The 14,688-nt window shown below is 56.7% G+C and carries 10 protein-coding genes; 6 read left to right on the top strand and 4 right to left on the bottom strand.

Annotation, left to right across the window (positions count from 1 at the left end; translation table 11 throughout):
- Positions 1-66: 66 nt before the first annotated feature.
- The 3 genes from yebS (at position 67) to rsmF (ending at position 5,503) form a co-directional block, all read left to right on the top strand.
- Entirely contained in the window at positions 67-1,311 is a 1,245-nt protein-coding gene (gene yebS, locus GVJ63_RS04830) for a membrane integrity lipid transport subunit YebS (RefSeq protein ID WP_031591392.1), read from the top strand.
- Positions 1,280-3,913 carry a PqiB family protein gene (locus GVJ63_RS04835; RefSeq protein WP_010258767.1) on the top strand — a complete coding sequence of 878 codons (2,634 nt, stop codon included), beginning with the start codon at positions 1,280-1,282 and terminating at the stop codon, positions 3,911-3,913. The genes yebS and GVJ63_RS04835 overlap by 32 nt, the downstream gene beginning before the upstream one ends.
- Before the next feature lie 162 nt (positions 3,914-4,075).
- Complete coding sequence (gene rsmF / locus GVJ63_RS04840) at positions 4,076-5,503, top strand: 16S rRNA (cytosine(1407)-C(5))-methyltransferase RsmF (protein WP_200843103.1); 1,428 nt, start codon at positions 4,076-4,078, stop codon at positions 5,501-5,503.
- 1 nt (position 5,504) lies between these two features.
- Here rsmF and GVJ63_RS04845 read toward each other — a convergent pair whose 3' ends face one another.
- The 4 genes from GVJ63_RS04845 to GVJ63_RS04860 all read right to left on the bottom strand — a co-directional run bounded on the left by GVJ63_RS04845 (position 5,505) and on the right by GVJ63_RS04860 (position 10,319).
- A complete protein-coding gene (locus GVJ63_RS04845; protein ID WP_045139898.1) occupies positions 5,505-6,152 on the bottom strand; it encodes a metallophosphoesterase in 648 nt (215 codons plus the stop codon).
- Between the two features lie 297 nt (positions 6,153-6,449).
- Positions 6,450-6,662: a DUF1272 domain-containing protein gene (locus tag GVJ63_RS04850; RefSeq protein ID WP_010258758.1), complete on the bottom strand. Its 213-nt coding sequence runs from the start codon at positions 6,660-6,662 to the stop codon at positions 6,450-6,452.
- Between the two features lie 135 nt (positions 6,663-6,797).
- The gene (locus GVJ63_RS04855) at positions 6,798-8,147 is read right to left on the bottom strand and encodes an MFS transporter (RefSeq protein WP_159226486.1); all 1,350 of its coding nucleotides are present in this window, start codon (positions 8,145-8,147) and stop codon (positions 6,798-6,800) included.
- Between the two features lie 141 nt (positions 8,148-8,288).
- A complete protein-coding gene (locus GVJ63_RS04860) occupies positions 8,289-10,319 on the bottom strand; it encodes a choline transporter (protein ID WP_010258753.1) in 2,031 nt (676 codons plus the stop codon).
- Positions 10,320-10,574: 255 nt separating this feature from the next.
- Between GVJ63_RS04860 and betI the strand changes: the two genes are divergently transcribed.
- The 3 genes from betI to betA are packed head-to-tail and all read left to right on the top strand — an operon-like array spanning position 10,575 to position 14,361.
- Positions 10,575-11,168 carry a transcriptional regulator BetI gene (gene betI / locus GVJ63_RS04865; protein WP_010258750.1) on the top strand — a complete coding sequence of 198 codons (594 nt, stop codon included), beginning with the start codon at positions 10,575-10,577 and terminating at the stop codon, positions 11,166-11,168.
- Positions 11,169-11,182: 14 nt separating this feature from the next.
- Positions 11,183-12,655: a betaine-aldehyde dehydrogenase gene (gene betB, locus GVJ63_RS04870; protein ID WP_010258746.1), complete on the top strand. Its 1,473-nt coding sequence runs from the start codon at positions 11,183-11,185 to the stop codon at positions 12,653-12,655.
- Between the two features lie 23 nt (positions 12,656-12,678).
- The gene (gene betA, locus GVJ63_RS04875; protein ID WP_010258743.1) at positions 12,679-14,361 is read left to right on the top strand and encodes a choline dehydrogenase; all 1,683 of its coding nucleotides are present in this window, start codon (positions 12,679-12,681) and stop codon (positions 14,359-14,361) included.
- Positions 14,362-14,688: the final 327 nt, after the last annotated feature.

Below are 14,688 nucleotides of genomic sequence, written 5' to 3' on the forward strand. Positions count from 1 at the left end.
GGCACACAGACAATGTCTTTATGACCGATATCTGTTACTTCTGAAGAGCGAAGATTGCATCACCCTATGAAAATTCACGCTATCAGCCAGACATTGCCTCACGCACGTTATCAGCGTTGCCCGCAATGCGATACCCTTTTTTCCTTACCGGATGTGAAATCTCATCAGTCGGCACATTGCCCACGCTGTAACGCCGAAATTCTCAGTGGTCGCGACTGGCCGATGACCCGTCTTATGGCGATGGCCGCCACCATGATTGTGTTAATGCCCTTTGCTTTCTCCCTGCCGCTGGTAGATATCCGGCTGCTTGGCATGCGCATCAATGCCAGCGTACTGGAAGGCATCATACAGATGACCCAGCAGGGTGATGTACTGACGGCCTCAATGGTGGCGTTCTGCACCATCGGCGCGCCGGTGACGCTGGTGGCGGGTATCTGTTATCTCGGTATCGGCCACCGGCTGGGCATGAACCTGCGTCCCGTGCTGCTGATGCTGGAGAAGCTGAAAGAGTGGGTGATGCTCGATATCTATCTGATCGGCATCGCCGTGGCGTCGATTAAAGTGCAGGACTATGCTTCGCTTGAGATTGGCTACGGGCTGGCGGCTTACATCTCCCTGACGGTGCTGAGCGTGCTGACACTGATCCATCTGAATATGGAGCAGCTGTGGGAGCATTTCTACCCACAGACGCCAGGCAATATGGCCCGTGACGATATGCAGGTCTGCCTGAACTGTCACAACACCAGCATACCCGATGAACGGGGCCGCTGCCCGCGCTGCCACACGCCGCTCGACTTCCGACGCCGCCACAGCCTGCAGAAATCCTGGGCCGCGCTCATCGCATCGATTGTGCTGTTGATCCCCGCGAATCTGATGCCGATCTCCGTGGTCTACCTTAATGGTTCACGGCGTGAGGACACCATCTTCTCCGGTATCCTGGGTCTGGGCGAAGGCAATATTCCGGTGGCGGCGATTGTTTTTATCGCCAGTATTCTGGTGCCGTTTATCAAGGTGCTGGTGATGCTGACGCTGCTGCTCAGCATTCATTTTCGCTGTGAACAGGGGCTGAGAACCCGCATCCGGTTACTGCGGTTTGTCACCTGGGTTGGCCGCTGGTCAATGCTCGATCTGTTTGTCATTTCGTTAACCATGTCGCTGGTCAACCGTGATCAGCTGCTGGCTTTTACCATGGGACCGGCGGCACTATTTTTTGGCGCGGCCGTCATCCTGACCATTATGTCTGTTGAGTGGCTGGACAGCCGCCTGCTCTGGGATGCACATGCAACAGGAAACGCCGACTACACCGACTAACGCAACGCTGCGCAATAAGCGCAAAATTTCGCCCTTCTGGCTGCTGCCGATTATTGCGATGCTGATCGCCTGCTGGCTGCTCTGGACCAATTATCAGGAGCGCGGCACCACCATCACCATCAATTTCCAGACGGCGGATGGTATCGTGCCGGGTCGCACCCCGATCCGCTATCAGGGCGTGGAAGTGGGCACCGTGCAGGGCATTAATCTCAGTGATGATTATCGCAGCATTCAGATTAAAGCCAGCATAAAGAGCGACATGCGCGATGCGCTGCGTGAAGATACGCAGTTCTGGCTGGTGACGCCTAAAGCCTCGCTGGCGGGTGTGTCGGGGCTGGATGCGCTGGTCGGTGGTAACTACATCGGGATGATGCCAGGTAAAGGTAAACCCAGCGAGTCATTTACCGCGCTGGATACGCAGCCCAAATATCGGGTGAATACCGGCGAATTGATGATCCATCTGCATGCGCCCGATCTCGGCTCGCTCAACACCGGCTCGCTGGTCTATTACCGCAAAATTCCGGTTGGCCGGGTCTATGACTACAGCATTAACAGCAAATCCGATGGCGTGTCGATTGATGTGCTGATTGACCGTCGCTTTATCAATCTGGTGAAAACCAACAGCCGTTTCTGGAATGTGTCAGGCATGAATGCTGACGTCAGCCTGAGCGGGGCTAAAGTGCAGCTGGAGAGTCTGGCGGCGCTGGTCAATGGCGCGATCGCGTTTGACTCGCCACAGGGTGCGGAAACGGCCAAAGCTGAGCAGAATTACCGGCTCTATCCCGATCTGGCACATAGTCAGCGCGGCGTGCAGATCACACTGGATCTGCCTAACGGCAACAATCTCAAGGCGGGCAGCACTCCGCTGATGTATCAGGGACTGGAGGTCGGCACGCTGACCAAACTGAACCTGCAGGATGGCGGCAAGGTCACCGGCGAGCTGACCATCGATCCCTCTGTTGTCGGTCTGATGCGCAGCGGCACCCGCATTGAGATGCACAGTCCGAAAATCAGCCTGACGGATACCAGCCTCAGCGCGCTACTGACCGGCAACACGCTGGAACTGGTGCCGGGTGAAGGCGAGCCGCAGCAGCACTACACCGTGCTGGCGTCCAATGAGACTCTGCTGCAGAAGCCCAATGTGCTGACGGTAAAACTCAGCGCGCCAGAGAGCTATGGTATCGATCAGGGCCAGCCGCTGATGCTGCACGGCATGCAGATTGGTCAGGTGATGTCGCGTACGCTGGATGAAAATGGCGTGAATTTCGTGGTGGCAGTCAATCCTGAAAATCGCAATCTGGTGCATGGCGACAGTAAATTTATCGTTAACAGTCGGCTGGATGTGAAGTTCGGTCTTGATGGCATGCAGGTATTAGGTGCCAGCGCCCGTGAATGGGTGGATGGCGGTATCCGGCTGGATCCGGGCAAAAAGGGTGAGCCAAAAAGTGCTTACCCGCTGTTTGCGGATGCTGAAAAAGCGGAAGAAGGCATTACCGGCGATGGCCCTTCTACCACGCTGATGCTGACCGCCAACAGTCTGCCTGACGTGCAGGCCGGCTCTGTCGTGCTTTACCGCAAATTTCAGGTGGGTGAGATTGTCAAAGTCACGCCACGCGCTGACGCGTTTGATATTGCGGTACATATTCAGCCGGAGTATCGCAAGCTGCTGACCAGCGAAAGCGTGTTCTGGGCTGAGGGTGGCGCACGCGTCAGCCTTAACGGCAGCGGCCTGACGGTGCAGGCATCGCCGCTTAACCGCGCGCTGAAAGGCGCGATCAGTTTCGACAATATGAGTGGTGCGCAGTCGGCCAAAGGGGCCAAACGCGTCCTCTATCCGTCTGAAACCGCCGCCCGCGCGGTGGGTAGCCAGATTACGCTGCACACCTATGACGCCAGCAAGCTCTCTGCCGGGATGCCGATTCGTTACCTGGGTATTAATGTCGGCCAGGTGGAGTCACTGTCGTTAAGCAAAGATAACAATCAGGTGGTGGCGAAAGCGGTACTCTATCCGGAGTATGTCAACGATTTCGCCCGTCTCGGCAGCCGTTTCTCGGTGGTCTCACCGGAGATTTCCGCTACCGGCGTGAATCATCTGGAAACCCTGTTGCAGCCTTACGTCAACGTGGATCCAGGTAAAGGCGGCGCCGCGCGCACGTTTGAGCTGCAGGAGAGCACCATTACCGACTCCCGCTACCTTAATGGCCTGAACATTTATGTTGATGCCACTGAGGCCGGTTCACTGTCGCTGGGTACGCCGGTGCTGTTCCGTGGTGTGGAAGTGGGTACCGTGACCGGCACCTCACTGGGTAATATGGCGGATCGTGTGCAGATCGCCCTGCGCATCAGTAAGAAGTACCAGCATCTGGTGCGTAATAACTCGGTGTTCTGGCTGGCATCCGGCTATAACCTGGACTTCGGTCTGGTGGGTGGCGTAGTGAAAACCGGGACCTTCCAGCAGTTTATTCGCGGTGGCATTCAGTTTGCGACGCCGCCGACGGTGCCGCTGGCGCCGCAGGCGAATCCGGATAAACACTTCCTGCTGCAGGATGAAGCACCGAAAGATTGGCGTAACTGGGGAACGGCGATCCCGTCTCCGCGCTAAAGGCTATCTCAAACGGGCAGACTGTTCTGCCCTTTTGAGTGTTTAAAGTCAGCACCGGCTCAGGGATCATACGCCTTATTCACTTCCTCAAACGGGCAGCCTGGCTGCCCGTTTCCTTTCCTCATGATACACTGCCGCCTTTGCCTTAACTGGAATGTGCCCGTGTCAGATGCTTCTTCGCTTTTCCCCGCCGATTTTCTCTCGTTAATTCGCCAGAGCCTGCCCGATGAGGCGAGCTTCGCGCAATTTATTGCGTATAGTCAGCAACCCCTGCGCCGCAGTATTCGCGTCAATACCCTGAAGATCAGCGTGGCTGACTTTCTGAGTCAGACGGCTAATTATGACTGGAAGCTGACGCCGGTGCCGTGGTGCGAAGAGGGATTCTGGATCAGCCGGGAAGATGAGAGCCTGCCGCTGGGCAGCGTGGCTGAGCATCTCAGCGGCCTGTTCTACATTCAGGAGGCCAGCTCCATGCTGCCGGTCACCGCGCTGTTTGACGCCCAGCCAGAAGTCAGCGCCGTGATGGATATGGCGGCGGCACCGGGTTCTAAAACGACCCAGATTGCTGCGCGGATGGGCAATCAGGGCGTTATCCTCGCTAACGAATTCTCCTCCAGCCGGGTAAAAGTATTGCACGCCAATATCAGCCGCTGCGGCGTCAGCAACAGTGCCTTAACGCACTTTGACGCACGGGTCTTCGGGCCAGCCCTGCCGGAACAGTTCGACGCCATCCTGCTCGACGCTCCCTGCTCAGGCGAAGGGGTGATTCGCAAAGATGCTGATGCGCTGAAAAACTGGTCGCTGGCAAGTACGCATGAGATCGCATCGACCCAGCGCGATCTGCTCGACAGTGCCTTCCACGCCCTCAAACCCGGCGGCACGCTGGTTTACTCCACCTGCACCCTGAATCAGATTGAGAATCAGCAGGTCATTGCCTGGCTGCTGGAGCGCTATCCGGACGCTGTTGAGGTTGTAGCGCTCGATGGGCTGTTTGAGGGTGCCGGACAGGCCGCGACGCCCGAGGGCTATCTGCATGTCTTCCCGCAGATGTTCGACAGCGAAGGCTTTTTCGTTGCGCGGCTGCGTAAAACTGCGTCGGTCGAGCCCTTACCGCTGCCGGGCTACAAAGTGGGTAAACTGCCCTTCTCCCACCTCAGCCGCAAGCTGGAAAGTGAGATAGCCCAGGCCGCCGCCGCTGTCTCTCTTAAATGGGATGCGTCGCTGGAGCTGTGGCAGCGTGATAAAGAGATCTGGCTGTTCCCGAAGGCCGTCACCCCGCTGCTGGGCAAAGTGCGGTTCTCGCGCATCGGCCTGAAGCTGGCAGAAACCTTTGCTAAAGGCTATCGCTGGCAGCATGAAGCGGTAATTGCGCTGGCAAAACCGGATGCGGCGCAGACTTTTGAGCTCACCGCAGCAGAGGCGGAAGAGTGGTATCGCGGCCGGGATATCTACCCGGAAACGGAACCCACCCGTAATGAGATGATTGTCACTTATCAGCAGCAGCCGCTGGGGCTGGCTAAAAAAGTCGGCAGCCGTATCAAGAACAGCTATCCGCGGGAGCTGGTGCGCGACGGACGCCTGTTCCGCTGAGTCACTTTATTTGCAGCATCGTCAGATGATTGCCAAACACTGCGCCGGTATCGATGTAGTGCAGATTGGCAATCGTCAGCGACCGTTTCAGCGGCGTGTGTCCGAAGTAAAAGGCGTCTGCGCCACGGATGCCCGCCCGTTCGCCTGACTCCATCGCCTCCAGCCGCTGACGGCTCCAGACCACCTGCTGCCAGTCGAGTGGCTTATTCAACGCATATTCCCGGGCCGGATAATCAGCATGAGCAATCACAATAATTCGCTCATCGAGCTGCAGATGGAGAATCAGCGGCAGCTCACGGCAACGCTGCAACGCGTGACGCGCCGCAATCAACGCTGCACCACGCAGCCGAAAGAACCAGTCGCCACCGTTCATCTGCCAGAGCGCCATTTCCTGCCCCTGTAGTGCTGAAAGCGCCATCTCCTCATGATTCCCCCGCACGCAGCGAAACCAGGGCTCCTCCAGCAGCGCCAGACAACCCAGGCTGTCGGGACCGCGATCGATGATGTCACCCACCGAAATCAGTAAGTCCAGCTGCGGGTCAAACTGATGCTGCTGCAACAGCGCATCCAGTTCGCGGCGGCAGCCATGCAGATCGCCGACCACCCAGATCCGTCGCCACGCTGCGCCATTCAGGGATTGGTAATACATCGCTACACCCGGCCTTTGTCTGCTGAAAACATCTTCAGAGTATAGTCAGGGCCGACACTGTACTTGCATGACGCGCTGGCAAGCAGAATGCAAATGAGGCTGGCTGAAAGGGTGCAAGGGAGCAAGGGAGCAAGGAGGCCGGGCGAAGCGATTAAAGAGAGGTGAAAGGTACGTCCCTCCCGGCGCTTATCTCCGGCACTCAGTAAAGGTGGTAGCTCTGTCAGGGACGAAATACATCATAATGCGATCAGGCGCGCCAGGCTATTCTGCCCCAACCATATCTGTAGTCATTTGGGATCAGCTACGCATTTTAGCCGGATATTTCTGCAGTTTCTCTGCCGGACGCACCGGGCGGCGCACCAGCTCACCGCCGCAGTTAGGGCAAAGATGAGTGAGATGCTCAGCACAGTCAGCGCAGAAAGTGCATTCAAACGAGCAGATGCGTGCCGCCAGAGAAGATGGCGGCAGATCAACGTCGCAGCGTTCACAATTGGGGCGAAGTTCCAGCATGGTGTGACTCCTCAAAAAAGCGGTATGCGCCAGCTTCGCGGTTGCTGACCCGAATGTCGAGCCAGCAACCGGACAAGAGTGTGTCAGATCCGGACATCCTGCTTTAACGGTGCAGTCAGCGGTGCTTTGCCGCTGCTATTTGTGCCGCTGATCCTCAGGAAGGTCATCGGGCAAATCCTCTTCGTCAGCTGTGTCATCGAACTCAGCACTCTCCTCTTCCGGCTCCTGACCGCCCATTGACGCATGAATCACCTCCTCTTCCAGCGTCGGGATCAGCGCGGCACCCAATGGCGAGGTCGCCAGACTGTCAGGCATCACCACATGCGGTAACGGCACTTCGGTCGTCGGAAGCGGACCCGGCACACGCACATAACTCAGTCCGCCAATCACCAGCGCACAGAGCATAAAGAAGAGATAGAGCATATTGCTGCCCAGCGGCTGCATCAGCGCACCGACCACCAGCGGGCCGATACTGGCGCCAATACCAAACGCCATCAGCAGACAGGCAGTTAACGAGACACGACGATCGGCGGCGACCTGATCGTTGGCCAGCGCCACCTGCAATGGATAGAGCGCAAACTGCATCATGCTGGCGGCAAAGGCGATGCCAATCATCCAGTGGAAGGTCAGATGCGGCAGTACCACCAGCGGCACGCAGGCCACGGCAAAGAGCATGGCAATAATGAATAACAGCCGCTGGCGGTCATAGCGGTCAGAGAGCCAGCTCAGCGGAAACTGCGACACCAGCCCGGCAAAAATCGTGAGACTCATAAAATAACCGGTCTGGCTGGTGGTGAAGCCTTTGCTGCTGCCATAAACCGGTGCCAGGCCATAGAACGCGCCAATCGCCATGCCGGTCACCAGGGTGGTGCCGAGCAGTTTGGGAATAGTGCGGATAAAATAGCCCAGCTCCATCGGTGCCGGTGTCATGGGCCTGACGTGAGTGCGGGTGGTCAGCGCAATCGGCACCAGACAGAGCGCGAAACAGAGCGCCACAATCAGCAGCGTGCTCACCCCAAACCCCGATTGCAGGCTCAGTATCACCTGTCCGCCACTGAGTCCAAGGTAGGTGGCGACCATATAGAGGCCGAAAATCATGCCGCGCTGGGAAGATTCCGCCTGATCGTTGAGCCAGCTCTCCAGCACCATGTACTGGCACATCATGCAGAGCCCGATAATCAGACGCAGAAAGACCCACAGCGGAATAAAGTCTGTCAGCCCGTGACCTACAACCGAGGCGGTAATGATCCCGGCACAGGCCACGTAGGCACGGATATGGCCGACGCGGGCAATCAGGTTGTGCCCCACTTTGCCGCCAATCACCAGCCCGATATAGTTGGCCGCAATAATCGCGCCGATCAGCGCACCATTAACCTGTTCACTGGCCAGCCGTAACGAGACGTAGGTAGTCAGTAAACCGGAACCCAGCAGCATCAGAAGCGTAGTGGTATAGAGCGGCAGAAACGTACTGAATATTTTTCCCATATGACTCCCTGTCTACGCTTTTCAGGCATCAGGCCAGCAAAGCCCTAAAGATAGTCGATTTCGGCAGGTGAAGCGGTATTGTTCATAACGACGGTAGCGAAAAAAAAGCCCGCCAGCAATTGCTCACTGACGGGCCCTGATTTAAGCGCTTGGGAAGCTGATGTTGCTGCCCGGCGCTTCACGGTTGAGATGGATGAAGTTCAGGTGTCGCTCATACTGATCCAGTATGTCGATGATCACCTGCTCTTTGCTGTAATCCATTAAGTCGTTACCCTGGCTGCCCTCCATCAGGAAGGTTTCCAGCCGGTAGTAGGTCGACTTACCGCTGCGGGCGCGATAGGTAAAGCCCGGAATCGAATATTGCTGCGGCCAGACCTGATAGATAAAGTCCTGCTCCTCGCCCAGATGGACGCGCAGATCCAGATAGCCAATCGGGTTGCTTTCATCCGCCTCAACGCTCTCAAGCGTGACCCGGCCATCCCGCAGCTCCAGCTCTTTCGCCACTTCCTGCATCGCCGGATAGATGGTTTTTTCCATCATTTGCTGGGTATAACGCGAGCCAGGGTAGTTCATCAGGCGCGACAGACGCTTCTTCCAGGTCAGGCGATCGGTCGCATGAGCCAGATAGGGCGCGGTGTCGCGCGTGGCGCTGGCCCGACGGTGATCTTCAATCTTCAGGGATTTAAACAGCCCCGCCATGACAAAGAAGATAACAAAGCTGAACGGCAGCCCCATGATCACCGTGGTGTTCTGCAAGGCAGTGATACCGTTGGTCATCAGCATGCTCAGGGTCAGTACCCCAATCGCCACAGACCAGAAGATACGCAGCCAGTTCGGTGCATCACTGTTGATATCTTTCAGGCGCGAGGTGAAGTTACCCAGCACCAGCGAGCCGGAATCCGCCGAGGTGACGTAGAACAGCATACCAGTGATCGTCGCGACCGAGGCGCTGAGTTTAAACGCCGGATACTGCGCCAGCAGGCTGTAGAAGCCGCGCTCCGCATGGTTCATCACTTCCTGCGCAAACTCCGTATTGCCGTGAATGATCTGATACAGCGCGGCATTACCGAACACTGACAGCCACAACAGCGTAAAGGTGAACGGAATAATCAGCGTGCCCAGCACGAACTCACGGATGGTACGACCGCGTGAGATACGCGCCAGGAACAGGCCGACAAATGGCGACCAGGCCACCCACCACGCCCAGAAGAAGAGCGTCCAGCTGTTCATCCACTGGGTCGGACGATCAAAGGCAAAGGTATTGAGCGTCATGCCCATGAAGCGATTGATGTAATCCCCAACGTTCAGCACCAGCGCATTCAGCAGGAACTCGGTGTTGCCGAAGAACAGCACAAACAGAATCAGGCCCAGCGCCATCACCACGTTCAGCTCAGAGAGAATACGGATCCCTTTATCGACGCCCGACGTGACAGAAATGGTGGCGATCACCACGGAGAGGACAATCAGCGCGGCCTGCGCGGTCAGGCCTTCCGGGATATCAAACAGCACTTTGAGGCCATAGTTAAGCTGCACGACCCCGATGCCGAGCGTGGTGGCGATACCAAAGATGGTGCCGACCACGGCGGCGATATCTACGGTGTGGCCAATCGGGCCATAGATGCGTTTACCAAAGATAGGATAGAGCGCGGAACGGATGGTGAGCGGCAGGTTATAGCGATAGCTGAAGTAGCCCAGCGCGATGCCCATCAACGCATACATTGACCAGCCGGTCAGTCCGTAGTGGAACAGCGTCCAGACCATCGCCTGGCGGGCCGCTTCCATCGTCTGCCCTGCCCCCTCCGGCGGCTGCATATACTGCGTCACCGGTTCGGCGACCGAGAAGAACATCAGGTCGATGCCGATGCCGGCGGCGAACAGCATGGCAGACCAGCTAAGGACGCTGAACTCGGGTTTGGAGTGCTCCGGCCCGAGCTTGATCGAACCAAAGCGTGAGCAGGCCATATACAACACAAAAACAATATAGAGCGTGGCAGCCAGCATGTAGTACCAGCCGAAGGTGGCGGAAACCCAGTTTACCGCCTTGAGGATCCAGCTCGCGGCCAGTTCACTGTAGAGAATCGTCACAAGTGAAAACGTCAGAATCAATCCGGCAGAGGTATAAAATACAACGGGATTGAGTCTGTCTTTTTCACCGGCAGGTGGATTATTCATCGGTTACCTCTGGTTAATGTCCTGAAAATACGCAATGGATAAGTCTTGCCGTCCACGGTTTTCCGGCCGTGCGGCCCTGTTTCGTTCTGTCACTTCCTGTTAATCGCTCAGGCAAAGCAGCCTATTTTAGCACTCATTGCCGTTTCGCTTTCGCTACATTTAAAGAACAGCATCCTAACAAAGTTTCTTTTTATATTGAACGTGCAATCAAAAAAAGTTTAAATAGGGGCTCGATTTGAGGGTGGAGCTGGAGCTATGCCAAAGGTAGGGATGCAGCCGATACGTCGTCGGCAACTGATTGATGCGACCCTGAGCACGATTAATGAAGTGGGGATTAATGATGCCACTATCGCCCAGATCGCCCGTCGGGCGGGGGTATCCACCGGCATCATCAGTCACTATTTCAAGGATAAGAACGGCTTACTGGAAGCCACGATGCGTGATGTGACGCGTCAACTGCGGGAGGCGGTGCTGTCGCGGTTAGAACCGCTGGCCGGTGCCTCTGCAGAACAGCGGTTGTGTGCCATCGTTGAGGGGAATTTTGATGATACCCAGGTGCACACGGCAGTGATGAAAGCCTGGCTCGACTTCTGGTCGAGCAGCATGCATCAGCCCCAGCTTAATCGCCTGGAGCGGGTCAGCAGCCGGCGGCTCTACTCAACGCTGGTGGTCGAATTCCGGCGTGAACTGCCGCTGGAAAAAGCACGTCTGGCCGCACATGGGCTGGCTGCCCTGATAGATGGTCTGTGGCTGCGCGCCGCGCTGAGCGGTAAGCCGTTTAATCCGGTCATCGCCCTCACACTGACCACCCAATTCATCCGTCAGCAACTGGCTGGCGAGCACGAATAACGGAAGGAGAAAACATGTCCCGATTCACCGAGCAGAAACTCTACATCGATGGCGCTTATGTTGCCGCAACGTCTGGCGAAACGTTCCAGACGATTAACCCGGTCAACGGCGAAGTGCTGGCAGAGGTTCATGCCGCCGGCCAGGAAGATGTCAATCGCGCCGTTGCTGCCGCCAGAAAAGGCCAGAAAGTCTGGGCCGCGATGACCGCCATGGAGCGCTCGCGCATCCTGCGTCGCGCCGTCGATATTCTGCGTGAGCGTAATGATGAGCTGGCAGAGCTGGAAATGCTCGATACCGGTAAGCCTTACAGCGAAACCTCAGCGGTCGATATTGTCACCGGCGCAGACGTACTGGAGTATTACGCCGGTCTGGTTCCGGCGCTGGAAGGTCAGCAGATCCCACTGCGTGAAACCTCCTTTGTTTACACCCGCCGCGAACCGCTGGGCGTGGTAGCTGGTATCGGTGCCTGGAACTACCCGATTCAGATCGCCCTGTGGAAATCCGCGCCTGCGCTGGCAGCGGGTAACGCGATGATTTTCAAACCGAGTGAAATGACCCCGCTCACTGCCCTGAAGCTGGCGGAAATTTACACCGAGGCGGGCCTGCCGGATGGCGTATTCAACGTGCTGCCGGGCATCGGTTCGGTCACCGGTCAGTTGCTCACTGAGCATCCTGGCATCGACAAAGTCTCCTTTACCGGTGGCGTCGTCAGCGGCAAAAAAGTGATGGCCAATGCAGCAGGTTCAACGCTGAAAGAGGTCACCATGGAACTGGGTGGTAAATCACCGCTGATCATCTTTGATGATGCCGATCTCGACCTGGCCGCCGACATCGCCATGATGGCGAACTTCTACAGCTCCGGTCAGGTCTGCACCAACGGCACTCGCGTCTTTATTCCTGCAAAACTGCAGGCCGCATTCGAGGCGAAAATCAGCGAGCGCGTTGCCCGCATTCAGGCAGGCGATCTGCGTGACCCGGCGACCAACTTTGGTCCGCTGGTCAGCTTCAGCCATCGCGATAATGTGATGCGTTATATCGAATCCGGCATCGCTGAAGGCGCACGCGTACTGTGCGGCGGCAAACGTCTGACCGGTGGCGATTTCGACCAGGGTGCCTGGGTTGCACCAACCGTATTCACCGACTGCCGTGATGAGATGAAGATTGTGCGTGAAGAGATCTTCGGACCGGTCATGTCGATCCTGAGCTATGAAAGTGAAGAAGAAGTGATCCGCCGCGCCAATGACACCGAATTTGGTCTGGCCGCCGGCCTGGTGACGCAGGATCTCAATAAGGCGCACCGCGTGATTCATCAGATCGAAGCAGGTATCTGCTGGATTAATACCTGGGGCGAATCAGCCGCAGAGATGCCAGTGGGTGGTTACAAGCACTCCGGCATTGGCCGTGAGAATGGCCTGATGACGCTGCAGAGCTACACCCAGGTGAAGTCCGTGCAGGTTGAGCTGACGCGTTTTCAGTCAGTCTTTTAATCACTTAACCTGAGGAACGATGAATGGAATTTGATTACATTATTATTGGAGCCGGATCCGCAGGAAACGTTCTGGCTACCCGTCTGACCGAAGAGAGCAACGTGAGCGTCCTGTTGCTGGAAGCGGGCGGCCCGGATTACCGCTTTGATTTTCGCACCCAGATGCCTGCGGCCCTCGCCTTCCCGTTACAGGGCAAACGCTATAACTGGGCTTATGAAACCGAGCCAGAGCCTTACATGAACAATCGCCGCATGGAGTGTGGTCGCGGTAAAGGTCTGGGCGGTTCATCACTGATTAACGGCATGTGTTATATCCGCGGCAATGCGATGGATCTCGATAACTGGGCCAGCGAACCTGGGCTGGAGAACTGGAGCTATCTGGACTGCCTGCCCTACTACCGTAAAGCGGAAACCCGCGATATCGGCCCGAACGATTTCCACGGCGGCGACGGCCCGGTGTGTGTTGCGACGCCTAAAGCGGGCAATAACGTGCTGTTTGAAGCGATGATTGAGGCGGGCGTGCAGGCAGGTTATCCGCGCACTGACGACCTTAATGGCTATCAGCAGGAAGGTTTCGGTCCGATGGATCGTACCGTCACACCAAATGGTCGTCGCTCCAGCACCGCGCGTGGCTATCTCGATATGGCCAAAGGCCGCGCCAACCTGAAGATCATCACGCACGCCACCACCGATCGCATCATCTTCGATGGCAAGCGTGCGGTCGGCGTGGAGTACCTGCAGGGCGACAGCAACACCATCAACAAAGTGACCGCGCGCCGTGAAGTGCTGCTGTGTGCCGGCGCTATCGCCTCGCCGCAGATCCTGCAGCGTTCTGGCGTGGGTTCTCCTGAGCTGCTGAAACAGTTCGACATCCCGCTGGTTCACGACCTGCCGGGCGTGGGTGAAAACCTGCAGGACCATCTGGAGATGTATCTTCAGTATGAGTGTAAAGAACCGGTCTCAATCTATCCGGCTCTGAAGTGGTGGAATCAGCCGAAAATTGGTGCGGAGTGGATGTTTAACGGCACCGGTATCGGCGCCAGCAACCAGTTTGAAGCGGGTGGCTTTATCCGCAGCCGCGAAGAGTTCAGCTGGCCGAACATCCAGTATCACTTCCTGCCGGTGGCGATTAACTACAACGGTTCCAACGCGGTTGATGCCCACGGCTTCCAGTGTCACGTCGGCTCGATGCGTTCTCCAAGCCGCGGTCATGTACGCCTGAAGTCGCGCGACCCGCGTCGTCATCCGGCCATTCTGTTTAACTACATGTCGCATGAGCAGGACTGGCATGAGTTCCGCGATGCAATTCGCATCACGCGCCAGATCATTAATCAGCCGGCGCTGGACAAGTACCGTGGCCGTGAAATCAGTCCGGGACTGGATTGCCAGACAGATGAGCAACTGGATGAGTTCGTGCGTAACCACGGCGAAACCGCTTATCACCCGTGCGGCACCTGTAAGATGGGTAACGACCCGATGTCCGTCGTTGATGGCGAAGGTCGTGTGCATGGACTGGAAGGCTTACGCGTAGTGGATGCGTCGATTATGCCGCTGATCATCACCGGTAACCTGAACGCCACCACTATCATGATTGGCGAGAAGATTGCCGATAAGATTCGTGGACGCGATCCGTTGCCGCGCAGCACCGCCGCTTACTATGTTGCGGGTGATGCGCCCGTTCGCACGGTTCCGCAGCGCGCTGAATGATACGTGACAGCGTCACTTAATAATAGCTGGGCACTTCTGTTGCCCGGCTATTTTTTTCACTACGGTTTACCACACATCCTTTCCCACACGTCACCCTTTTCAAATCATCAAACCTTAACAGACATCAAACAAAGCAGCATCTGCTGTTGATTTGGTGATGTGCAGAATGCTATAAATCCAGCGTCTATTTAACCGGAGGCACTATCCGTCCACTGATGAGAAGCAACAATGTGGATGTGTTGTAAATTTTATGAGCAGAATGTTCATGTCAAACCCCCTGCATTCCCCCTCTTGCCTTTCTGGCTGGAACGCCGCCGATCAGCACTG

The sequence above is a fragment of the Pantoea sp. 18059 genome, assembly GCF_902706165.1.
Taxonomy (GTDB): Bacteria; Pseudomonadota; Gammaproteobacteria; order Enterobacterales; family Enterobacteriaceae; genus Pantoea; species Pantoea agglomerans.

What these genes read in the sequence shown, in the direction of transcription:
- yebS (WP_031591392.1), top strand. Translation starts at nt 67, where the DNA reads ATGAAAATTCACGCTATCAGCCAGACATTGCCTCACGCACGTTATCAG.
- GVJ63_RS04835 (WP_010258767.1), top strand. Translation starts at nt 1,280, where the DNA reads ATGCAACAGGAAACGCCGACTACACCGACTAACGCAACGCTGCGCAAT.
- GVJ63_RS04845 (WP_045139898.1), bottom strand. Translation starts at nt 6,152, where the DNA reads ATGTATTACCAATCCCTGAATGGCGCAGCGTGGCGACGGATCTGGGTG.
- GVJ63_RS04850 (WP_010258758.1), bottom strand. Translation starts at nt 6,662, where the DNA reads ATGCTGGAACTTCGCCCCAATTGTGAACGCTGCGACGTTGATCTGCCG.
- GVJ63_RS04855 (WP_159226486.1), bottom strand. Translation starts at nt 8,147, where the DNA reads ATGGGAAAAATATTCAGTACGTTTCTGCCGCTCTATACCACTACGCTT.
- GVJ63_RS04860 (WP_010258753.1), bottom strand. Translation starts at nt 10,319, where the DNA reads ATGAATAATCCACCTGCCGGTGAAAAAGACAGACTCAATCCCGTTGTA.
- betI (WP_010258750.1), top strand. Translation starts at nt 10,575, where the DNA reads ATGCCAAAGGTAGGGATGCAGCCGATACGTCGTCGGCAACTGATTGAT.
- betB (WP_010258746.1), top strand. Translation starts at nt 11,183, where the DNA reads ATGTCCCGATTCACCGAGCAGAAACTCTACATCGATGGCGCTTATGTT.
- betA (WP_010258743.1), top strand. Translation starts at nt 12,679, where the DNA reads ATGGAATTTGATTACATTATTATTGGAGCCGGATCCGCAGGAAACGTT.